This is a genomic window from Allostigmatella hybrida (assembly GCF_020103775.1).
Classification (GTDB): domain Bacteria; phylum Myxococcota; class Myxococcia; order Myxococcales; family Myxococcaceae; genus Hyalangium; species Hyalangium aurantiaca.
In genome coordinates, this window is the sequence record NZ_JAHXBH010000026.1 from 56,671 (window position 1) to 78,548 (window position 21,878).

Annotated in this window: 17 protein-coding genes; 12 read left to right on the forward strand and 5 right to left on the reverse strand. The window is 70.1% G+C overall.

The features are described 5' to 3' along the window. Nucleotides 1–7 precede the first annotated feature (7 nt). The 3 genes from KY661_RS29150 to KY661_RS29160 all read left to right on the forward strand — a co-directional run bounded on the left by KY661_RS29150 (nucleotide 8) and on the right by KY661_RS29160 (nucleotide 3,045). Nucleotides 8–1,669 (forward strand): acyl-CoA mutase large subunit family protein, encoded by a 1,662-nt coding sequence (locus KY661_RS29150; protein WP_225413332.1) that lies wholly within the window; start codon nucleotides 8–10, stop codon nucleotides 1,667–1,669. A 92-nt stretch (nucleotides 1,670–1,761) separates the two neighbouring features. Next, the gene (locus KY661_RS29155) at nucleotides 1,762–2,451 is read left to right on the forward strand and encodes an MXAN_6652 family MXYO-CTERM-anchored protein (RefSeq protein WP_225413333.1); all 690 of its coding nucleotides are present in this window, start codon (nucleotides 1,762–1,764) and stop codon (nucleotides 2,449–2,451) included. 78 nt (nucleotides 2,452–2,529) lie between these two features. Beyond that, nucleotides 2,530–3,045: a YfbM family protein gene (locus KY661_RS29160; protein WP_225413334.1), complete on the forward strand. Its 516-nt coding sequence runs from the start codon at nucleotides 2,530–2,532 to the stop codon at nucleotides 3,043–3,045. Nucleotides 3,046–3,057: 12 nt separating this feature from the next. On the opposite strand, the gene KY661_RS29165 is transcribed toward KY661_RS29160, so the two are convergent. Next, nucleotides 3,058–3,825, reverse strand: a complete 768-nt coding sequence (locus KY661_RS29165) for a sulfite exporter TauE/SafE family protein (RefSeq protein WP_225413374.1) — start codon at nucleotides 3,823–3,825, stop codon at nucleotides 3,058–3,060. A gap of 118 nt (nucleotides 3,826–3,943) precedes the next feature. On the opposite strand from KY661_RS29165, the gene KY661_RS29170 reads away from it, so the two are divergent. From KY661_RS29170 to yhbY, 3 genes are all read left to right on the forward strand, one after another. After that, nucleotides 3,944–4,747, forward strand: a complete 804-nt coding sequence (locus KY661_RS29170; RefSeq protein WP_225413335.1) for a hypothetical protein — start codon at nucleotides 3,944–3,946, stop codon at nucleotides 4,745–4,747. A gap of 72 nt (nucleotides 4,748–4,819) precedes the next feature. Further along, on the forward strand, nucleotides 4,820–7,357 hold the full coding sequence (locus KY661_RS29175) for a DnaJ domain-containing protein (protein WP_225413336.1): 2,538 nt from the start codon (nucleotides 4,820–4,822) through the stop codon (nucleotides 7,355–7,357). A 57-nt stretch (nucleotides 7,358–7,414) separates the two neighbouring features. Continuing rightward, nucleotides 7,415–7,705, forward strand: a complete 291-nt coding sequence (yhbY, locus tag KY661_RS29180; protein WP_075007758.1) for a ribosome assembly RNA-binding protein YhbY — start codon at nucleotides 7,415–7,417, stop codon at nucleotides 7,703–7,705. A gap of 6 nt (nucleotides 7,706–7,711) precedes the next feature. On the opposite strand, the gene KY661_RS29185 is transcribed toward yhbY, so the two are convergent. After that, nucleotides 7,712–9,022: a hypothetical protein gene (locus tag KY661_RS29185; RefSeq protein ID WP_225413337.1), complete on the reverse strand. Its 1,311-nt coding sequence runs from the start codon at nucleotides 9,020–9,022 to the stop codon at nucleotides 7,712–7,714. A 182-nt stretch (nucleotides 9,023–9,204) separates the two neighbouring features. Here KY661_RS29185 and purF point away from each other — a divergent pair, with 182 nt between their 5' ends. Beyond that, a complete protein-coding gene (gene purF, locus KY661_RS29190) occupies nucleotides 9,205–10,653 on the forward strand; it encodes an amidophosphoribosyltransferase (RefSeq protein ID WP_225413338.1) in 1,449 nt (482 codons plus the stop codon). A 5-nt stretch (nucleotides 10,654–10,658) separates the two neighbouring features. Here the strand turns inward: purF and KY661_RS29195 are convergent, their stop codons facing one another. Then, nucleotides 10,659–11,693, reverse strand: a complete 1,035-nt coding sequence (locus KY661_RS29195; RefSeq protein ID WP_225413339.1) for an RluA family pseudouridine synthase — start codon at nucleotides 11,691–11,693, stop codon at nucleotides 10,659–10,661. A gap of 130 nt (nucleotides 11,694–11,823) precedes the next feature. Between KY661_RS29195 and KY661_RS29200 the strand changes: the two genes are divergently transcribed. Continuing rightward, entirely contained in the window at nucleotides 11,824–13,875 is a 2,052-nt protein-coding gene (locus KY661_RS29200) for a PAS domain-containing sensor histidine kinase (RefSeq protein ID WP_225413340.1), read from the forward strand. Between the two features lie 22 nt (nucleotides 13,876–13,897). Here the strand turns inward: KY661_RS29200 and wecB are convergent, their stop codons facing one another. Continuing rightward, nucleotides 13,898–15,025, reverse strand: a complete 1,128-nt coding sequence (wecB, locus tag KY661_RS29205) for a non-hydrolyzing UDP-N-acetylglucosamine 2-epimerase (RefSeq protein ID WP_075007753.1) — start codon at nucleotides 15,023–15,025, stop codon at nucleotides 13,898–13,900. Nucleotides 15,026–15,118: 93 nt separating this feature from the next. Between wecB and kdsB the strand changes: the two genes are divergently transcribed. Beyond that, nucleotides 15,119–15,871: a 3-deoxy-manno-octulosonate cytidylyltransferase gene (gene kdsB, locus KY661_RS29210; protein ID WP_225413375.1), complete on the forward strand. Its 753-nt coding sequence runs from the start codon at nucleotides 15,119–15,121 to the stop codon at nucleotides 15,869–15,871. On the opposite strand, the gene KY661_RS29215 is transcribed toward kdsB, so the two are convergent. After that, the gene (locus KY661_RS29215; RefSeq protein ID WP_225413341.1) at nucleotides 15,861–17,672 is read right to left on the reverse strand and encodes a CBM96 family carbohydrate-binding protein; all 1,812 of its coding nucleotides are present in this window, start codon (nucleotides 17,670–17,672) and stop codon (nucleotides 15,861–15,863) included. The genes kdsB and KY661_RS29215 overlap by 11 nt on opposite strands. A gap of 54 nt (nucleotides 17,673–17,726) precedes the next feature. Between KY661_RS29215 and KY661_RS29220 the strand changes: the two genes are divergently transcribed. Genes KY661_RS29220 through KY661_RS29230 form a run of 3 tightly spaced genes read left to right on the forward strand, consistent with a single transcriptional unit; the run spans nucleotide 17,727 to nucleotide 21,867 of the window. Continuing rightward, nucleotides 17,727–18,446 carry a dienelactone hydrolase family protein gene (locus KY661_RS29220; protein ID WP_225413342.1) on the forward strand — a complete coding sequence of 240 codons (720 nt, stop codon included), beginning with the start codon at nucleotides 17,727–17,729 and terminating at the stop codon, nucleotides 18,444–18,446. A 41-nt stretch (nucleotides 18,447–18,487) separates the two neighbouring features. After that, nucleotides 18,488–20,698 (forward strand): TOMM precursor leader peptide-binding protein, encoded by a 2,211-nt coding sequence (locus KY661_RS29225; protein WP_225413343.1) that lies wholly within the window; start codon nucleotides 18,488–18,490, stop codon nucleotides 20,696–20,698. Nucleotides 20,699–20,709: 11 nt separating this feature from the next. Then, the gene (locus KY661_RS29230; RefSeq protein ID WP_225413344.1) at nucleotides 20,710–21,867 is read left to right on the forward strand and encodes an amidohydrolase family protein; all 1,158 of its coding nucleotides are present in this window, start codon (nucleotides 20,710–20,712) and stop codon (nucleotides 21,865–21,867) included. Nucleotides 21,868–21,878 lie beyond the last annotated feature (11 nt).

The window sequence follows — 21,878 nt, forward strand, 5'->3', positions numbered from 1 at the left end:
CACGCCCATGGCAGACCTCAAGGACGAGAAGGCCCGCTGGCGCAAGCAGGTGTACGAGAAGGCCAAGGGCAAGGGCGGCGAGCGCCACCCGGCCTTCGCCACCTCCAGCGGCATCGACGTGAAGCCCGTGTACACGCCGGATGACGTGCGGGACGACTACCTGGCGAAGCTGGGCTTTCCCGGCGAGTACCCCTTCACCCGCGGCGTGCAGCCCACCATGTACCGGGGCCGCTTCTGGACGATGCGCCAGTACGCGGGCTTCGGCACGGCGGAGGATGCCAACCAGCGCTACCACTACCTGCTGAAGTCCGGGCAGACGGGGCTCTCGGTGGCGTTTGACTTGCCCACGCAGATGGGGCGCGACGCGGACCATGCGCGCGCCAAGGGCGAGGTGGGCAAGGTGGGCGTCTCCATCTCCTCCTTGAAGGACATGGAGGTGCTGCTCCAGGGCATTCCCCTGGGGGAGGTGTCCACCTCCATGACGATCAACGCCACGGCCCCCATCCTGCTGTGCCTCTACGCGGCGGTGGGCGAGAAGAACGGCGTGGCGCTGGAGCAGTTGTCGGGCACGGTGCAGAACGACATCCTCAAGGAGTACATGGCGCGCGGCACGTACATCTACCCGCCCGCCCCCTCGCTGCGCCTCATCACGAACATGTTCGCGTTCTGCGCGAAGCACGTGCCCAAGTGGAACCCCATCTCCATCAGCGGCTACCACATCCGCGAGGCGGGCTCGACGGCGGCCCAGGAGATTGGCTTCACGCTGGCCGACGGCATCGCCTACGTGGAGGCGGCGCTGAAGGCGGGCCTGCAGGTGGACGAGTTCGCCGGGCGGCTGTCGTTCTTCTTCAACGTGCACAACCACTTCCTGGAGGAGGTGGCGAAGTTCCGCGCCGCGCGCAGGCTCTGGGCCCGCATCATGAAGGAGCGCTTCCACGCGAAGGATCCGCGCTCGATGATGCTGCGCTTCCACGCGCAGACGGCCGGCAGCACGCTCACGGCGCAGCAGGTGGACAACAACGTGGTGCGCGTGGCGCTGCAGGCCCTGGCCTCGGTGATGGGCGGCGCGCAGTCGCTGCACACCAACAGCCGGGACGAGGCGCTGGCGCTGCCCACCGAGGAGGCCGCCCGGCTGGCGCTGCGCACCCAGCAGGTGATTGCCTACGAGTCCGGCGTCGCGGACATCATTGACCCGTTGGGCGGCGCCTACGCCATCGAGGCGATGACGGACGAGCTGGAGGCCAAGGCGGAGGACTACATCCGGCGCATCGATGACATGGGGGGCATGGTGGCGGCCATCGCCAAGGGCTACCCCCAGGGCGAGATTCAGGAAGCGGCGTACCAGGCCCAGCGGGACATGGAGCAGAACCGGCAGGTGGTGGTGGGCGTGAACCAGTTCGCCATCAAGGAGCCGCCCCCCTCCGGCCTGCTCCGGGTGGACGAGAGGGTGGAGCGGGTCCAGGTCGAGCGCATGAAGCAGCTCCGGGCGGAGCGCGGCAACGCGGCGGCCACGCGCGCGGTCGACACGCTCCGCAAGGCCGCCGCGACGGAGGACGAGAACCTCATTCCGCTCATCCTCGAGGCCGTGAAGGCCTACGCGACGCTGGGTGAAATCTCCGACGCCATGCGTGACGTCTTCGGGGAGCACAAGGAACATGTGGTGCTTTGACGCACCGCACAAACCCTTGGCGGGAACCGCTGAAGCATGTCATGAGCCTTTGTTATCAACCGGTCATCCGGTGATTCCTTTGGGAGGGGTGCATGAGCTTCTCGTCGTTGCGTGCCGTGGGGATGTGGTCGTTGTTCCTTCTGTCGACGCCTGTGCTCGCCAACAGCACGGGCATCAGCGGACAGTCGGGCAAGCAGAACACCACGTGCGTCTCGTGCCACGTGGATGGCACGGCGGGCGCGACCGTGGAGATCTCCGGCCCGGCCTCGCTCGCCGCGGGGGAGACTGGCCAGTACAAGCTCATCATCCGCGGCGGCCCCGCGGTGGTCGGTGGCTACAACGTAGCCGTCAACAGCACTTCGGCGGTGCTCCAGCCCAGCGAGGGCTCGCGGAAGGTCGGCGACGAGCTCACCCACTCGGCCCCCAAGGCCTTCGTGGCCAGTGAGGTCAGCTTCGACTTCTCGCTGGTGGCCCCCTCGACGCCCTCCACCCTGACGATCTACGGCGCGGGCAACTCCGCCAACGGCGACAAGAACTCCACGCTGGACCGGGCCGTGGCCTCCACGTTCACGGTGACCGTCGCCGGGGGCACGGGCACGCCGGACGCGGGAACTCCCGACGCGGGCACGCCGGACGCGGGTACCCCGGACGCGGGCAATGGGGATGAGCCCGGAGACGATGAGGATGACAAGGGGGGCTGCTCCGCCGGTGGTGGCACGGCAGTGCTGTCCTTCGCTGTGACCGCCGCGGGCCTGCTCCTGTCGCGCCGCCGCCGCCGCTAAGCCTTCCAACGGCCCTCCCCGCTCACCGCGGGGAGGGCTGTGACGCTCCGCTCCAGGAGCCCGTTCGAGGTCGACACCATGGAGATGCTCTGTACCCTGCGCAGCGCGACGGAAGCCCAGCGGAAGGCCCTGCTGAGCGCCCCGGAGCGCCTGGAGGACTTCCTGGATGACGAGGAGGACTTCGGGGATACGGACGGCACCCGGTTCCAGGAGCTGGACATCGGAGAGAGCTGGCACGGGCTCCAGTACCTGCTGACGGGCTCGGCCTGGGAAGGCCAGGCGCCCCTGGACTTCCTGGTGCGGGGCGGCGAGGACGTGGGCCACATCCCGTCCGATGAGGGCACCGCGCGCATCTTCACGCCCGCCCAGGTGAAGCAGCTCGCGGAGGCCTTGCAGGCACTGAGCCCGGACACGCCCCGGAACCGCTTCGATGCCGCGGCCATGCAGCAGCTCGACATCTACCCGGGCCTGTGGGACGAGCCGCCGGATGACGTGGACCCCCTGGACGAGCTGCTGAGCTACTTCGAGGAGCTGCGCAAGTTCGTGCGGCAGGTGGCCAAGCGCGGCCACGCCCTGCTCGTCCACATCGGCTGAGCGCGCCCCGGCCTACCGCCGCAACAAGTCCCACGCGAGCTTCAGCACGAGCGCCACCACCACGGCGAGCACCACCTTGCGCACGAGCCGATCCCCGCCCTTCACCGTGAGGTGAACGCCAATCCACCCGCCGGCGAACTGGGCCACGGCCATGGGCAGCACCACCTGCCACATCACCGCGCCGCGCGAGGCGAAGAGCGCCACCGCGGCCAGGTTGGAGGCGAAGTTGACCACCTTGGCATCCGCGGACGCGCGCAGCAGGCCATGCCCCAGCAGGCTGGAGAAGGCCACGATGAGGAAGGTGCCCGTGCCCGGGCCGAAGAACCCGTCATAGGCGCCGATGAAGAAGGCGGCGAGGCCCCCCAGGAGCCGCAGCCGGGCCAGGGGCGGCTCGGGCCGGTCCCCCGGGGGCGGCCCCCGGCGGAAGGCCAGGAAGACGGCCACCGCCACCAGCAGCACGAGCACCATCGGCTTGAGCACCTCGGGCTTCAGCCACAACACCAGCCGCGCCCCCGCGAGCGCGCCCAGCAGCCCAAGCGGAAACGTCACCACCGCCAGGTGCCCCTTCACCAGCCCCGCCCGGGAGAAGCGGAAGAGCGCCGCGCCCGAGCCAAACATGGACTGGCCCTTGTTGGTCCCCAGCGCCACGTGCGGCGGCATGCCGGTGGCCAGCAAGGCGGGCAACGTGAGCAGCCCTCCGCCCCCCGCGATGGCGTCCACGCCTCCCGCACACAGGGCCACGAGGCACAGCAACGCGATATCGAAGCCGCTCATCTCCATGCCGGATCCCCCTTCCACGCGGGCGCCCCTCCCCTACCACGCCTGCCTGGCCGGCGCTGGACTTGCGCCCCGCCCACTCCTGAGCGTCAATCCCGGGACGCTTCCACCGAGGTCCTCCGTGCTCGCTCCGCTCGTTTCCCTGATGCTCGTGTTGTTGACCCAGGAGCCCAGCGCCGCGGGGCCCACCTGCCGCTCCGTCGACACCCACGTGGCCTGCGGCTACGCCTGTAAGTCCGATGGACGCACGGTGAAGTGCGCGCAGACACCCCAGGGGCGCTGCCAGCTGGTGGACGGCCGGGCCATGTGCTTCGACCCGCCCGCCTACGTCGTCCGGGCCTATGGCGGCTCCCCCCCGGAGTCCGAGTGCAAGACGCTCGAAGGGGAATCGGCCTGCGGCTACAACTGCGCCACCTACTTCGGGAAGGTGCAGTGCGCCAAGACGCCCGCCGGGGTCTGCCGGGGCCGCGGCGGGGAGGTGGAGTGCTTTGATCCGCCCGCCTCGGTGTTCGCCGTGCTCGGCAAGGAGACCCCCAAGGCCGAGTGCCGGACCCAGGGCATGGACTTCGCGTGCGGCTACCGCTGCCAGGCCAGCTCTGAAGGGGTGAAGTGCGCCTCCACGCCCATGGGCATCTGCAAGACCGAGAGCGGCCGGGTGACGTGCTTCGATCCGTCGCCCGGGGCCATGTGCGCCTACGGCCGCGCCCTGCCCGCCGCCCAGTGCCGCAGCAACGAGGGCTCCGCCGTCTGCGGCTATGCGTGCGCGACGGCCTTCTCCCGGTCCGCCTGTGCTTCGACCCCCAAGGGAATCTGCAAAGTCTTTGACAGCCAGGTGTATTGCTTCGACCCACCCACCACCCTCGAGGCCGAGACGGCCTGCCTGTCCCTGCTGGGCCTGGCCGCGCTCGAAGGGGCCCGGCCCTGAGCTGGGCCGTCACCTTGTTTGGCGCATCCCGGGGTTGGCGGTAGGGTGTTCTCTCAAGGAGAGAGCACGCGCATGGCGGAGGGAGAAGTCCGGCAGTACTTCGTCCGCAACGACAAGGGCATGATCTGGGGCCCCCTGGCCCTGCCGACGATCGAGTTGCTCATCGACAACGGCGCCATCCAGGGACGGCTGCAAGTGTCTGAGGATGGGATTCACTTCGCCTTCCCGGGGCGCTTTCCGCACATCCGGGACGCCTTCCCCCGCGAGCTGTGGGGGGACGTGGTGACCCCGGCCACGGCTGCACCGGCGGCTCCGGCCCCCAGCGCGGCCCCGGCTCCGGCCCGGGTCTCGAGCGCTCCCGTGCTGACGCCCGCGGGCCCCCCTGGTGCGCCCGCGGCTCCGGTGGCCACGCCCGGTGCCGCCTCCAGCACGGGGATTCCCGCGGTGGGCGGTGTTCCCCTGACGCCCCTGTCCGTGCCCGAGGCGCCTCCCGCGCAGGGCACGCTGGAGCAGCTGTCCCCCATCTCCCTCTACGGCCGGATCGCCGCCGGGGGACTCACGGGACTGCTCACGCTGGGGCTCGCCGATCGCACCCTGCAGATCCACTTCCGCAAGGGCAACCCCGAGTTCGTGGACTCCTCGCACGCCGAGGATGCACTGGGCACGGTGCTCGTCCAGGCCCGGCTGCTGTCCGCCGAGCAGATTCAGCAGGCCGAGGCCGCCCGTCCCCGCTTCGGGGGAGACCTGCTCGTCGCCCTCTTCAGCCTGGGCCTGCTCCAGCCCGCGACCGCCTTCACCCAGCTGTCCCAGCGCGCCCTGTCCATCCTCCACAAGGGCCTGAGCGCGGAGTCGGGCACCTTCACCTATGTGACCAAGGACCTGCCCGCCTCCCAGGCCATGCCGCTGGGGAACCGCTGGGCGGTGCTGAGCGACCAGGTCCGCCGCATCCCCTCGGTGGAGCTCAAGCGGCGGCTTCAGCCGGCCTTGAACCTGCCCATCATGAAGTCCGTGGGGATGGTGGCCGCTGGCGACCTTCGCCTCACGCCGCACGAGGTGCGCGTCCTCGCCACCATTGATGGGGTCCGCTCGCTCGCGCAGCTGCTCACGGACTTTCCGCAGGACGCGGACCACATCCTGCGGCTCGCGTTCCTCCTGAAAGGGCTGGACGCGGTCTCCTTCGCAGCCCCCGCGCCGCGCGTGCCGCCCTCCGCCACGGCCCCTCGGCCGGGAGCCACTGCGGCCCCGGCCTCGCCCACCGCCGCGAACCCGGCTCCGGCCGCGGCGCCCCGGCCCACGGGTTCCCACCCCGCCGCTGCCGCCCCAGCCACTGCCCCCCGGCCCGCTGGACCGCCCCCGGCCGCCGCGGCCCCTGCGGCTGCGGCCCGGCCCACGGGCTCCCACCCGGCGGCCCCCGCACCGGCCACTGCGGCCCGGCCCACGGGCTCTCACCCGGCGGCCGCTGCACCGGCCGCTGCGGCCCGGCCCACGGGCTCTCACCCGGCGGCCGCTCCCGCCTCGGCTGCTGCGCCAAGGCCTACGGGCTCCCACCCGGCCGCGCCTGCCCCGGCTGCGGCCCGGCCTACGGGCTCCCATCCGGCGGCTCCCGCCCCGGCCACTGCGGCCCGGCCCACGGGTTCCCATCCGGCGGCTCCCGCCCCGGCCGCGGCTCCTGCCGCTGCGCCCCGGCCCACGGGCTCCCACCCTACAGCCGCTCCTGCTGCCACCGCCCCTCGGCCCGCCGCGCCCAGCCCGGCCGCCGCCGCCCCGAGACCCGCCGCTCCCGCCGCCCCAGGGCCTGCCGTGCCTGGAAAGCCCGCAGCGCCAGTGCTCAAACCCTCCGCTCCTGCCGCCCCAGTGGCCCCCGCCGCCCCGGCCGCCGCAGCACCGCCGAGCGCGTCCGCCGCCCCCGCGGCAAATCCCTCGGGGACCGATGAGCTCGCCCAGCTCCGGCAGCTGGCCCCGGTCATGAAGGCGCAAAACTTCTTCGAGCGGCTGGGCCTCACCGAGCAAGCCGACGCCGGCGCGGCGAAGATCGCCTACATCAAGCTCGCCCGGCTGTACCACCCGGACACGCTGCCGCCCGGGGCGCCTCCGGAGCTGGAGAAGCTCAAGGCCGAGGTGTTCGGCTACATCGGCGACGCCTACCGCACGCTCACGGATGACAAGGCCCGCCAGCAGTACCTGGAGGAGCTCAAGGCCGGGGATGCCGGGAAGGAGGAGGTGGACGTGGTGGCCATCCTCCAGGCCGAGGAGCGCTTCCGCAAAGGGTGCATCTTCGTGAAGTCCCGCAAGTACGCCGAGGCGGTGGCCATCTTCGACGAGGCCATCCAGCTCAACGCGGCGGAAGCCGAGTTCCACGCCTGGCGCGCCTATGCCCGCTTCTGCGCCGCCCCGGACAAGAAGGCCATCCAACCCGAGATATTCCGGGAACTTCAGGGGGCCATCAAACAGAACGAGCGCTGCGCCCCGGCGCACTACTTCCTGGGCGTCGTAGCGAAGACCCTGGGAGATGCCTCCGGGGCCCTGAAGCACTTCAAACGGACCGTGGAGCTTCAGCCAGACCACATCGACGCGCAGCGAGAGGTCCGCATGGCGGCCCAGAAGAAGTAGGGTGCGCCTCCCGCCCGGGGAGCCCTGAAGGCCCCCCTGCCATTTCGAGGAGAAACCGTGCCGCTCACTGGGAAGCAACGCCGCGCCCTGCGCGCCGAAGGACACCACCTGGAGCCGGTGGTCATCGTGGGACAATCCGGCGTCACCGAGGGCATCCTGGGCGCCATCACCGAGGCGCTGAACGACCACGAGCTCATCAAGGTCAAGATCAACGAGGGCCCGGGCACGCGCCAGGAGGCCGCCACGAGCCTGGCGGAGGGCACCGGCTCCGAGCTCGTCCAGCTCCTGGGGCGCACCGTGCTGCTCTTCAAGAAGCGCAAAGAGGACTCGAAGTACGAGAAGCTGTGAGGCGCGTCAGGGCCCGCGGGTGAACCCCGCGGACTCGGCGGCCACCTGCGCCGCGGCCCCCAGCCGGTCGAGCAACGTGGGGCCGTAGTACTGGCGCCGAGCCTCCCCCGCGGGCTGCGCCACCAGCGACGGAATCTCCACGTAGCCCAGGTAGTCCGCTGACAGCCCCAGCACGCGGGAGGCCCCCGTGCGCTGGCTCAGCACCTGGCCCGCGCCCACCGAGGGCTCTCCAGGAAGGGTGAGCAGCTGCAGCGGCCCCAGCGCGAGCGCGCTCACCTCGGCCACGTGCGCGGCCGACTGGCACAGGAAGTTGTCCCCGGCGGCCCGGGTCAGCCGGGGCACCAGCCGCGAGGCATCCGGCCGCGGCAGCGCCACCTCCGCGCGCGCCAGCGCCAGCCGCACCGTGCCGGGAACGGCCACGGGCGAGGCCCGGTCCACCAACCCGGACAGGGCCTGGGCGAAGGCCGCGGCCCGCTCCTCGCCCTTGCCCGCCTTGAACGCCACCGAGGCATTGCCCCCGGCGCCCTGGAGGAAGAGCGTCACCCCGCCCTGTGCCTCCCGCAGCTCGCTCAACCGGCCGGGGTAGTCCGGATCCACATAGGCGCGCTGCCGGCCCACCATCGTGGGGTGCGCGGCGAAGATGAGCAGTTCGGCGACGGGGCCCACCGCCCCCTGGAGCACCACGCGGGTCAACGCCCCGTCCGGGGGCTCGCCCGCCGAGCGCGAGTAGACGAAGTCCGGCTCGCGCGCCTCTCCCAGCGCCAGCGTCACCTCCGCCAGGGAGCCTGCGGCCTTGTGCAGCGCATCGCTGGCGGCGGAGACCACCGCGTTCACGGCGGCCTCCCGGTAGCGCCCGGTTCCCACGAGCTGGGCCACCATGCGCGTGTCATACCCTCCAAAGGACGAATGGGTGTGGGTAGCGAACACCAGCACGGCGCCCAGGCCCAGGTCCGCGGCGCGCTCGCGAATCTGCCGCACCAGGGGCTCCGTCACCGACATCAGCTCCAGCGAGACGAGCCCTACCCGGGCCTCGCCCGCCTGCAACACGAGCGCGCGGGCATGAACCGGCGGGTTGGCCTGCGCCGCCTCCGGGCGGGGCGGTGGATAACCGGCCACCACCACGGGGAAGGGGGGATGGAGGGGCACCTTCGCAGCCCCTGCCCGCAAGGGGCCCTCGCCCTGGAACTGCTCCCGCAGCACCGGGGCGCGCTCCTCCCAGCGCCCGCACCAGTTCCAGGAGGCCAGGGCGTAGGCCGCGCCCACGGTCAAAACAATGAAGGGAAGAAAGGAGCGTAAAAGCTGGCGTCGCGTCGCCATGGGCAGGCCAGACTAACCCCTCCCCCACCCCAACGGGGGCCGCCCGTCACGGGAATCGACACGGGCCCGGCTGTCTGCCCGCCTGCCCACAGAGGCCGGCTTTGGCGCCGGGTGGAATACCTGGAAACGCGGCGTGCGTTCGTGATTCCTCTGAGTGCTCAAAAAGGGGTAAGGCCCGTTCCATGTGCGGCATCTTCGGAATCATCGGTCATCCTGAGGCCTCCAACCTGGCCTACCTGGGCCTGCATGCGCTGCAGCACCGCGGGCAGGAGTCGGCGGGCATCGTCTCCTCGGACGGGGACAAGCTGCGCTTCCACCGCGAGATGGGGCTGGTGGCGGACATCTTCACCGCGCCCACCCTGGAGAAGCTCGTGGGCAGCGCGGCCATCGGCCACGTGCGCTACTCCACCGCGGGCGGCAGCCAGCTGAAGAACGCGCAGCCCCTGTGCGTGGAGTACGCGGACGGGCAGATGTCCGTCGCCCACAACGGCAACCTGGTGAACGCGCACGAGCTGCGCCAGCAGCTCGTGGCCGAGGGCGCCATCTTCCAGTCGGACGCGGACACGGAGATCGTCATCCACCTCATCGCCCGCTCGCGGCAGCCCACCTTCGAGAAGAAGGTGACGGAGGCGCTGAGCAAGGTGAAGGGGGCCTTCAGCCTGCTGTTCCTCACCCAGAACCAGCTCGTGGCGGTGAGGGATCCGTACGGCTTCCGGCCCCTGGTGCTGGGGCGGCTGCGCAACAGCTACGTGCTGGCCAGCGAGACGACGGCGTTGGATCTCATCGAGGCGGAGTTCATCCGGGAGATCGAAGCCGGCGAGATGGTCGTCATCGACGAGCAGGGCCTGCGCACCAGCCAGCCCTTCGCGCCCACGCGGCTGGGCCGCTGCATCTTCGAGCAGGTGTACTTCGCCAAGCCGGACTCGGTGCTGTTCGGCATGAGCGTGTACGAGGCGCGCAAGGAGCTGGGCCGGCAACTGGCGCGCGAGCAGCCCGCGGTGGGGGCGGACCTGGTCATCGCGGTGCCAGACTCCGGCGTGCCGGCGGCGATCGGCTTCTCGCAGGTGAGCGGGATTCCCTATGACGTGGGGCTCATCCGCAGCCACTACGTGGGGCGCACGTTCATCGAGCCCCAGCAGTCCATCCGCCACTTCGGCGTGAAGCTGAAGCTGTCCGCGGTGCGCCAGGTGCTCAAGGGCAAGCGCGTGGTGGTGGTGGATGACTCCATCGTGCGCGGCACCACGAGCCGGAAGATCGTCAAGATGCTGAAGGCGGCCGGCGCGGTGGAGGTCCACCTGCGCATCTCGTCTCCGCCGACGGCGTGGCCCTGCTACTACGGCATCGACACGCCGAGCCGGCAGGAGCTCATCGCCTCCAGCCACACGACGGAGGAGATCGCCCGCTACGTGACGGCGGACTCGCTGGGCTACCTCTCCCAGGAAGGGCTGGGGGCGGCGGTCGGGGACCGGGAGCGCAACACCTTCTGCACCGCGTGCTTCTCGGGCAAGTACCTCACCGGAGACCTGACCGCCCAGGTGGCCGCGGCCGAGGCCTCCGCGCAGCACACCAACCCCGGCATCACCCTGCTCTCCACACCGGAAGAGCTGCCGGGCAAGCAGCTCCTGGCCTGAGCCCCTCACGCCGCGCTCGCGGCGTCCTCCGGGCCCGGCGCCAGCGGCTTGCCGGCCATGAAGTCCACGAGGTCCGCCGGCAGCGGTGAGTCGAACGACACCGGCTGCCGGGTTCCCGGGTGCGGAAAGGCGATGTGGGCGGCGTGGAGCGCGTGGCGGGGCAGCCGCAAGCGCGCCCAGGCCTCGGGCTCCAGCGCGTGCTTGCTGAAGCGGTCGAAGTAGCCCGGATCCGGGCCGTACATCTTGTCGCCCACCAGGGGAAAGCCCGCCTCGTGCAGGTGGATGCGGATCTGGTGCTGGCGGCCCGTCTCCGGGTAGCAGCGCAGCAGGGCGAACGGGGCCCCGTCCCGGACGAAGCGCTGGAGCACCTGGAACCGGGTGCGGCTCTCCTTGCCCTCGGTCCGGTCGATGCGCACGGCGATCCGGATAAGCGCCGTGCCCTCGGCGATGGGCGCATCCACGGTGAAGGTGTCCTCGGGCGGGTGCCCCTCGCACACGGCGAGGTACTCCTTGTGCACATCGCGGGAGAGGAAGAGCCGGCCCAGCACGCGGCAGGCCTCCGTGGTGCGCCCGCAGACGACCAGGCCACTGGTCTCCCGGTCCAGCCGGTGGGCCGGCTCGGCGAAACGCTCTCCGAAGCGCTCCCGCAGCAACGAGACGAGGGTGCCTTTCTGGTAGCGCGCCGTGGGGTGGATGGGCAGCCCCGCGGGCTTGTCGAGCACCAGCAGCCAGTCATCCTGGAAGACGGTGGGCAGCTCCGTCGGGGTCTCCGGCTCGGCGCTCATGTTGCGGCGGATGCGGAAGGTCAGCCCCGGATACACCAGCGTGGAGGGCTTGAGCCGGTGCTCACAGAAGAGCCCCCGCTGGATGATGCGCTGGATCCGGGCGTGCGACAGGCGGCGGAGCTTCTCTCCCAGGTAGCGGTCCAGCCTCCAACCTGCATAGTTGGGTTCGACGGTGTATTCGATCTCGACATACCTCTCGGGGAGCCCGGAGGCGGGAGGAGGATCCAAGGGGCTTTCGGCGCTCTTCTCGTTCATGCGTCCCGCGGGGCATGTTTCATTCAGGGGATTTCGGAATTCCGTGAGGGACTGCCCCACCCTGAATCTCACTCATGGATGCCCTCTCGGGCAACTGGCCCTGCCGGGCCAGGAGTGGCTTGATAGGGAGGTGAGTGTTCAGGAGAACGAGAAGTCCCCGGCCCATCCGTCCTTGATCCAAGCACTCCTCGACGTCCACCTGGACTTCACCCGGAGCCGCGACTCACAGCGGCTTCTCGAAGGGCTGCTGGGCGTCCTGCTGGCGCAGACGGGCAGTGAGTACGGCTTCATTGGCGAGGTGTTTCCCACGGCGCCCGCGCCGCAGCGGGTGCAGGTCCTCGTCAGCCATCCTCCCGCCTGGAAGGAAGCCCTTCCCGTGAGGGAGCTGCTGGACTCGGCGCTCGTGACGGGGGAGCCCACCGTGGGCCAGAGCACCCCGGGCGCGGTCCTCGACGCGGTTCCCCCCGTCCAGGCGTTCCTGGCGCTGCCCCTGCGCGTGGGGCCGGACACCGTGGGCATGGTGGGCATCGCCAACCGCCCCGGGGGCTACGACGCCGGGCTTGCCTGCTTCCTGCAACCCGTGCGGGCCGCCCTCGAGAGCTTCCTGATGGGCGAGCAGGACACGCGCCGGAAGAACCAGGCCCTGCCCGAGGATCCGGAGCTGCGGCGGATGCTGCTGGGCGTGGAGCAGAGCGTCTGGAGCCTGCACATCCCCTCGCGCGAGCTGCACATGAGCCGCCGCCTGCTGGAGATTCTCGGCTATGCCGAGAGCGAGGTGGAGCCGACGGCCAACGCCTGGTGGTCGATGTGCCATCCCGACGACCGGTCCCGGCTCCAGCGGCTCTTCGCGGACATCTCCGTGAACCCCGCCACCCCGCTCATCGAGTTCGAGTACCGCGCACGGCGCAAGGACGGCTCCTGGGCGCACATCCTCAACCGGGCCCGGGCGGGCTCCCCGGACGAGCGTGGCCGGCCCACGCGGGTGATGGGCATCGACGTGGACATCACCACCACCAAGCGGGGCGAGGAGCGCATGAGCGCGCTGCTCCGGGCGCTCCCGGACCTCATCTTCCGCATGCGCAGCGACGGCACCTACCTCGACTTCTCCTGCAGCACCCCGGAGGAGACCCTCGTCCCGGCGGAGTACTTCCTCGGCCGGAACATCCGGGACCTGCAGATGCCCCGGGAAATCATCGACCTGACGATGGCGCACCTGGAGCACGCCATCCGGGAGGGCGGGCTGGACATCTACGAGTACGAGATGGACATGCCCCGGGGCCGGCAGAGCTACGAGACGCGCCTGGTCCGCAGCGGCCCGGACGAGGCCGTGGCCATCGTGCGCAACGTCACCGAGCGCAAGCTCGCCGAGCACCGCCAGACCCAGCTCATCCGCGCCGAGAAGCTGGCCTCCCTGGGGCAGCTCGCCGCGGGCGTGGCGCACGAGGTCACCAACCCCGTCAGCTACGTCATCAGCAACCTCTCCACCCTGAGCCAGTACGTCTCGACCCTCATGCCGGTGCTGCGGCTCCAGGAAGAGCTCTCCCGGGAGCACGCGCCGGATGCGGCCCTGCTCTCCAGCCAGTTCGCGCGCCTGCGCGAGCTGTGGAGCCACGAGGACCTGGAGTACCTCCTCCAGGACATGCCCGAGATGATCGAGGAGTCCCTGGTGGGGGCCCAGCGCATCAAGGAGATCATCCAGTCCCTGCGTACCTTCTCCCGCGCGGACGACGCGAAGCCCCAGCGGGCGGACCTCAACGAGGAACTCGAGTCCAGCCTGCGCATGGTGTGGAGCGAGCTCAAGTACAAGTGCGAGGTGAAGCGTGACTTCGCGCCCCTGCCCCCGGTCACCTGCTACCCCACCCAGCTCAACCAGGTCTTCACCAACCTGCTGGTCAACGCCGCCCACGCCATCGAGTCGCGGGGAGAAATCCGTGTGCGGACCTGGCAGGAGGGGGACGAGGTGGTGGTGCAGATCTCCGACACGGGCCGGGGCATGTCGGCCGACACGCTCGCGCGCATCTTCACGCCCTTCTTCACCACCAAGCCCCGCGGCCAGGGCACCGGCCTGGGGCTGTCCATCAGCTACGACATCATCAGCCGCCACGAGGGGCGCATCGACGTGAAGAGCGAGGTGAACCGGGGCACCACGTTCACCATCCACCTGCCCATCTCGCCCCCGTGAGGCCTCCCGGAGCCCCTCCGCCTCAGGCGGAGGCGCGCAGGGCGCCCGTGTCCACGCCGAGCACCCGGGCGTACAGGTCCGCGATGCGCTCGGCGGAGCGCCCGTCCCACAGCTCCGGCACCCGGCCCTTCTTGCCCTGGCCGTTGAGGATGGCCGTGGCGGCCTCGCGGATGCGCTCCGGATCCACGCCCACCACGAGGTTGGTGCCCTGCTCCACGGTGATGGGACGCTCGGTGTTCTCGCGCAGGGTGAGGCATGGCACGCCCAGCGCGGTGGACTCCTCCTGGAGGCCGCCCGAGTCGGTGAGGATGAGCTTCGCCTGGGACGTGAGCGCCAGGAACTCCAGGTAGCCCATGGGCTCCACGAGGCGCAGCCCCGGGGCCTTCTCCAGCAGGCCGCCCAGCCCCTTGTCCGCGAGCATCTTCCGCGTGCGCGGGTGCACCGGGAAGATGATGGGCAGGCGCGTGGAGACGTGGGCCAGCGCGGAAATCAGCCCGCCCAGTATCTTCGCGTCATCCACGTTGGAGGCGCGGTGCAGCGTGCACACCGCGTAGCCCTGCGGGGTGAGCCCCAGGTCCTTGAGCGTGGGGAGCGTGTCGGCGCGGGCCTTGGAGGCCAGCAGCGAGTCGATCATCACGTTGCCCACGAAGTGGATGCGCGAGGCGGCGGCGCCCTCCTTCTGGAGGTTGACGTCCGCGTCGGGCGAGGGCGTGAGCAGCAGGTCGGCGATCCGGTCGGTGACGATGCGGTTGATCTCCTCCGGCATGCGGTTGTCGAAGCTGCGCAGGCCCGCTTCGACGTGGGAGATGAGGATGCCCATCTTCGAGGCCACCAGCGCGGCAGCCAGCGTGCTGTTCACGTCGCCCACCACGGAGACGAGGTCCGGCTTCTCGCTCAGGAAGACCTTCTCCAGTTCCAGCATGACGCGGGCGGTCTGCTCCGCGTGGCTGCCCGAGCCGATGCCCAGGTGGATGTCCGGAGCGGGCATGCCCAGGTCCGTGAAGAACACGTCACTCATCTTCACGTCGTAGTGCTGGCCGGTGTGGACGAGCACCTGCGAGAGCTGACCGCGGGCGGCGATGGCCTTGTGAATGGGCGCCACCTTCATGAAGTTGGGGCGCGCGCCGACAATGTGGAGAACCTTCTTCATGGCTCGGCAAGCTAGGCACGCTTCGTCCCATGGCCAGGGGAAGCGGCCCCGCTGGACCCAGGAGGCGTTGTGAATCTGATAGACGGGCACGCCATGCCCTTGCCCCGCACCGCCGCCGTCATCCCCGCCCGCTACGCCAGCACCCGCTTTCCCGGAAAACCGCTTGCCCGGATCGCAGGCAAGACCATGGTGGAGCACGTGTGGCGTCGCTGCCAGGAAGCCCAGGTCTTCTCCGAGGTGCTGGTGGCCACCGAGGACGTCCGCATCCAGGAGGAAGTGGCCCGCTTCGGGGGCACGGCGGTGATGACCAGTCCCACCTGCCCCACCGGCACGGACCGGGTGGCCGAGGTGGCACGGGGCCGCTCAGGTGTGGAGGTGTGGGTGAACGTCCAGGGGGACGAGCCGCTGCTGGACCCGGAAGCGCTGAAGGTGCTGGCGGGGCTGTTCGAGGACCCATCGGTACGGATGGGGACGCTGGTGCGCCCGCTGGAGGCGGCGGAGGTGCCCAGCCCCCACGTGGTGAAGGCGGTGCTGGCGCGCAACGGGGATGCGCTCTACTTCAGCCGGGCCGCCCTGCCCTTCATCCGGGAGGCGGGCCACGAGGGCAGCGTGCAGCGCTGGGCCCACATCGGCCTGTACGGCTACCGGCACGAGACGCTGCTGGAGCTGGCCACGCTGCCGCCCACGCCGCTGGAAGAGGCCGAGAAGCTGGAGCAGCTCCGGGCGCTGGAGCACGGCCTGCGCATCCGCTGCGGCCAGGTGAAGGGCAGGACGGTGGCGGTGGACGTGCCCGAGGACGTGGCCCGGGTGGAAGAGGTGCTGCGCGCCCGGGGCCTCAGTCGTTGACGTTGCTGCTGTAGAGCTTGCCGCCGCCCACACGGACATCGTCGTAAGCCGTGGTCCCCTGGGTCGCGCTGGTGGCGAACACCACATACCCCGTGGAGGCATCCAGGTTCACGGTGTTGCCGTAGAAGGTGTTGTTGACGCCCGTCGCGTACCCGGTGCCGTGGGTGCGCACCTGGAAGGCATCGAGGACAAGGGTGTTGCCGTTCCGGAACCCCTGGTTGTAACGGACGGTGGTGTTGACGCCCTTGACGTCCACGAAGCTGTCGGCGCTGTTCTGTCCCGAGATGCCCGTGCCGTTGAAGGTGCAGTACTCCACGAGGGTCCCGTCCGCGCCTTCCTTGATGTCGAGGTGCTCGGCGGTGATGCCCCCGTCGAAGTTCGTGTAGCGAATCACGTTGCCAATCACGACATGCTCATAGGGCGAGCTGGCATCGGAGCCGACGTAAGCGCCTTCCCCGTACCCCGGCTGATACTTGCCCGTGTTGTAGATCTTCGAGTGCTCCAGCGTGTTGTAGGAGCTGCCGTCGCGGAAGTGCACCCCTTCATCGCCCACGTTGTGCACCGTGACGTTGCTCAGCACGTTGCGGTTGCCATGGTCGATGATGATGCCCTTCTGCGCGGTGGTGACGATGAGGTCGCGCACCTGCCAGTAATCCCCGGTGAGGTGGAGGCCATACGAGCCGTCGTTGACCGCCGTTCCGCGCAGGGTGGCCGGGTTGCTGGGGTCACAGCTCTTCAGGACGATGGGACTGGACGCGGTGCCACTCGCGCCCGCGTAGAACAGTCCCTGGCCACCGGGGTCCCCGCTGGTGGAGCGGCTCCCCGTATAGGTGCCGGGCGCGAGGAGCAGGGTGGCGCCCGGGGCGGCGCTCTTCAGGGCGTTCTGGATGGCGGCGGTGGTCGCCAGCGCGCCCGAACAGGAGCCCGAGCCACCCCCGGAGGTGGTGGCGCTGACCGTGCTGCTGCCCGTGGAGGCATTGCCCGCCGCGTCCTTGGCCTTCACGAAGTACGCATAGGCCGTCGCGGCCGCCAGCCCCGTATCGCTCGCCGACGTGCCGGTGACGCTCTTCAGGAAGGCGCCATTCCGGTAGACGTCGTAGCCCGTGACCCCGACGTTGTCGGACGAGGCGCTCCAGCTCAGGTTGATCTGACTGCTGGACGCCGCGGTGGCCGTGAGGTTCGTGGGCACCGACGGGGCCTGGGTGTCCCCGCCCCCGGAGCCGCTCGCGGTGACTTCCAGCTGCGGCGGGTTGGAGGCGTTCTCGCTGCTATTCAGCGTGGTGTACTTGCCGACGCTCTCCTGCAGCACGAACGAGACCGTGCCATCCCCGGCCGCCTGAGCGCTCACATAGGCCGTCACATCGATGTCGTTGTACTTCGCCGTGGTGTTGATGGGCACGCTGCCGGCCAGGCTCCCCACGGCGGGCTTGTTGCTCCAGGTGAGGGAGGACTCCGACCAGGCATCCCCCGTCTGGTAGGCCATCAGGGCCGTGTTCGACGACGCACTGCCATACACCCGCAGCCTGGCGCTCGTGACCCCGGACAGGCCGCTGACATTGAACTTCAAATAGGCATACCGGCTCACCCCCGATTCATTCTTCACATAAATCGACGTGCTGGAGCCGTAATTGGAAGAGGCATTGCCCTCGTGCGCATAGGAATCCTCCGAGGCACTCAGGACGGAGAGTGCCCGGGGCGCCTCGCCCCACCGCTCCTGCGGCTCCTCGACGTCCCCACCACAGGCCGCCAGCGTGGTGGCCAGGCCCGCCAGGGCCCATGAACGGCGTGTCTTCCTTCGCATTGGATTCGCTCCCATTACCTGGTTTTTCACCATTATTCGGTTAAAACCGTTTCCATGACCATTGAATCTCGCAAGCTCGTCTATGACGGCCCCGGGGGGCCCTTCGAGGGCGTCGTGGCGTGGGATACGGCCAGCCCCCAGCGGCGGCCTGGCATCCTGGTGGCGCCCTCGTGGCACGGCCAATCCGAGTACGAGGCGCAGAAGGCGGTGGCACTGGCGGAGCTGGGCTACGTCGGGTTCGCGATCGACATCTACGGCCAGGGCCGGCGCGGCGACACCACCGAGCGGGCCCGGGCGCTCATGCTGGAGCTCGACAGCGACCGGAAGGTGCTCCAGGCGCGCATGGCCTCGGCGTTGGCCTTGCTGCGCACGTTCGACACGGTTGACCCGGCCCGGACGGGCGCCATCGGTTTCTGTCTGGGTGGCAAATGTGTGCTGGATCTCGCGCGCATGGGCGCGGATGTTTCAGGCGTTGTCAGCTTTCACGGTGTTTTCGACCCGCCGCCCTATCCGAACGCGGAGCGCATCCCCGCCAAAGTGCTCGTATGTCACGGCTGGGATGACGGGTTCGCCAAACCCGAACACGTGATGGCGCTGGCCCAGGAGCTGACACGCTCCCAGGTGGACTGGCAGCTCCATGCATATGGAAATACGAAGCATGCCTTCACGGTGCCGGGTCTTAATGATCCCAGCCTGGGTCTTGCTTACCACCCCGATGCAGACCGGAGATCCTGGCAAGCCATGCAAGACTTCTTCCGGGAATTGTTTGGCTGATTCACCGGCGGCGGGAAAGGGTTTAAGCTCATGGGGCCACCATGAGCGACTTTCTCCGCCGCGTTCTTCAATTCAAACCGCACCTGCGCGCGGAATGGCTCGACACGGACCGGTTCTTCCTGATCGGCGAGCGCGAGCAATTCATGCTGACCGGCAAGGTCCAGGTGCTCGTGGCCTCGCTGCTCGATGGACGCCGCGCCGTGGGCGACATCGTCTCCGCGCTCGACGGGCAAGCCTCAGCGCCCGAGGTCCTCTACACCCTCTCCCTGCTGGAGAAGCGGGGCCATGCCGTGGACGCGGCGCCCGGGCTGGCCCCGGAGATGGCGGCCTTCTGGCAGTCCCTGGGCGTGGCCCCCGCCGATGCGGCCGCACGGCTTGGCGCCTCGCCCGTGTCCGTGCGCGCCCTGGATGGCCTGGAGACAGCCCCCTTTATCGAGGCCCTGAGGGGCATGGGCCTGACCGTTCAGGACGAGGGCGCACTCCAGGCCGTCCTGGTCCGTGACTACCTCTCGCCCGGGCTGGAGGCGTTCAATCAGCAGGCGCTGACGCAGCGCACGTCCTGGCTCCTGGTGAAGCCCACGGGCGCCTCGCCCTGGGTGGGCCCCGTGGTCCGGCCCGGGGAAGGGCCGTGCTGGGCCTGCCTCGCCCACCGGCTGCGGTGGAACCGTCCCGTGGAGGCCTATCTGAATGGGCGCACGGGCCACACGGGCCCCCGGCTGCCACCGCGCGCGGAGCTGCCCACGAGCCTTCAGGCGGGCCTCCACCTGGCGGCGACGGCCCTGGCCCGGTGGATCGTCACCGGCAAGAAGGGCCCCCTGGGCCAGTCGCTGCTGGCGCTGGAGTATCCCCAGTTCCAGTTCACCGAGCACACGGTGGTGCGCAGGCCCCAGTGTCCGGCGTGTGGCGACCCCGAGCTGCTGAAGACCCGGGGCGCCCAGCCCGTGGTGCTGGAGGCCCGGCCCCGGGGGTTCACCGAGGACAACGGGTTCCGCAGCGTCTCGCCCGAGGAGACCTTCGCGCGCCTCCGGCACCAGATCAGCCCCCTCACCGGGGTGCTCAGCAACCTGGGCCCTCTCGAATCACGCAACCACCCGCTGCGGCCCACCTTCGCGGCCTCGTACTTCACGCCCGTGAGGAGCGAGTCGCCCGACTTCAGCGAGTTCCACGCGCTGAGCCTCGGCAAGGGCCGCACCCCGCTCCAGTCCCGCGCCAGCGCCCTCGGCGAGGGCATCGAGCGCTGGAGCGCGCTCTTCCAGGGAGACGAGCCCCGCCACCGCGCGCCCTGGGCCGCCATGAGCGCCGAGGCCTTTCACCCCAAGGAGCTCTTGCTGTTCAGCGACGCCCAGTACCGCGACCGCGCCGCGCTCAACGCGAAGTACGCCTTTCCCCGGGGCGAGGTGCCGGTGCCGTTCAACGAGGCGCTGGAGGTGGACTGGACGCCCGTCTGGTCGCTCACGCACGAGCGCCGCCGCTACCTTCCCACCTCCTATTGCTACACCCGCTACCCGGCCCCGCCGGAGGCCCGCTTCAGCCCCGCGGACTCCAACGGCCACGCGGCGGGCAATTGCGTGGAAGAGGCCATCCTCCAGGGCTTCCTGGAGCTGGCCGAGCGCGATGCCACGGCCATCTGGTGGTACAACCGCCTGCGCCGCCCCGGCGTGGATCTCTCCAGCTTCCAGGAGCCCTACTTCGACGCGCTCCGGGAGCACCACCGCGCCCACGGCTGGCGGCTCTGGGCGTTGGACCTCACGCACGACTTGGGCATCCCCACCTTCGTCGCGCTGGGGCACAACGCGCGGGGGGACCGGCACTGCGTGGGGTTCGGGGCCCACCTCGACGCGCGCATCGCGCTCCAGCGCGCGCTCACGGAGTTCAACCAGATCTTCGATCCCCAGGAGAAGCTCCCCCCGCCCTGGAACGTGGCCGGGCTGGAGGACCCCTCCTTCCTCTTCCCGGATGAGACCCAGCCCTTGCGGACCCCCGGCGACTACCCCGTCCCGTCCCAGGAGGACATCCGCGAGGACGTGCGCACGTGCGTCGCGCGCGCGGCCCGCGCGGGCCTGGAGACCCTGGTCCTGGATCTGACGCGGCCCGATGTGGGCCTGAACGTGGTGAAGGTGGTGGTGCCCGGTCTGCGCCACTTCTGGCCGCGCTTCGCCGCGGGCCGCCTCTATGACGTGCCGGTGCGCCTGGGCTGGCGGGAGCACCCGCTGGACGAAACCCAGCTCAACCCGGTTCCCCTCTTCGTCTAAAGGAGCACCCCATGCGCGAAGGACTCCGGCTGATGGATGCGGACCGACATGTCCTGGAGCCCCCCGGGCTGTGGCGGGACTACCTGCCCCCCGAGTACCGGGAGGGCGCGCCGTACTACCAGGTACTCGCCCCCCAAGAGTCCCTGGAGCAGCGCGTGGCACGGCTGGGCCCCAAGGGGCTGCTGCCGCCCATGCAGACGCTGATGCTCGACGGCCAGCCCGTGTGGAACAAGCTCTCGGAGCGGGCCATGGTGGAGGTGGCCTGGAGCCTCTCCCAGCGCCCCGGAGGCGCCGCCATGGGGGCCACCGCCGCCAACCACCTACGCTCCATGGACGGCTCGGGCGTGGACCTGGCCTTCCTCTACCCCACCTCCGCCTCGTTCCTGCTGCGCATCGATGGGATGGCGCCCGCGCGGGCCGCGGCGTTCGCCCACGCCTACAACAGCTGGCTGCGCGACTTCTGCCAGCCGGACCCCGCGCGCCTGCGCGGCGTGGGCGTGCTCAGCCTGCATGAGCCCTCGGGAATGGTGGCCGAGCTGGAGCGCGTGGCGGGCTTCGGCTGGAAGGCCGTGGTGCTTCCTCCCAATCCGGTGGGAAACCGGACGCTGTCCCATCCGGACTACGAGCCGTTCTGGTCCGCCTGCGAGCGCCTGTCCATGGCGGTCACCCTCCACGAGGGAAGCCATGCCCGGCTGCCCACGGCCGGCGCGGACCGCTTCCACACCCGCTTCGCGCTCAATGCCTCCTCGCACCCGCTGGAGCAGATGCTCGCCCTGCTGAGCCTCATCGAGGGCGGCGTGCTGGAGCGGCACCCGCGCTTGCGCGTGGGCATCCTGGAGGCGGGCTGCGGGTGGCTGCCTTACTGGCTCTGGCGCATGGATGCCACATGGCAATACATGGCCGGCGAGGTGGCGGAGAATGTCCGGATGAAGCCCTCGGAGTACTTCCGGCGCCAGTGTTTCGCGTCCATCGAACCGGAGGAGCCTGGCATCGCGGAGGTGGTCCGGTTCCTGGGCACGGACAACCTCATGTTTGGCAGCGATTACCCTCACGCCGACCACGGCGAGGACATCGTGGACCACCTCATGAAGCTACGGGCGGTGTTGTCCGAGGAAGCCATACACAAGCTTCTGTGGGACAACGCCGCCCGCTTCTACGGCATGACGTGAACGGCGGGGTG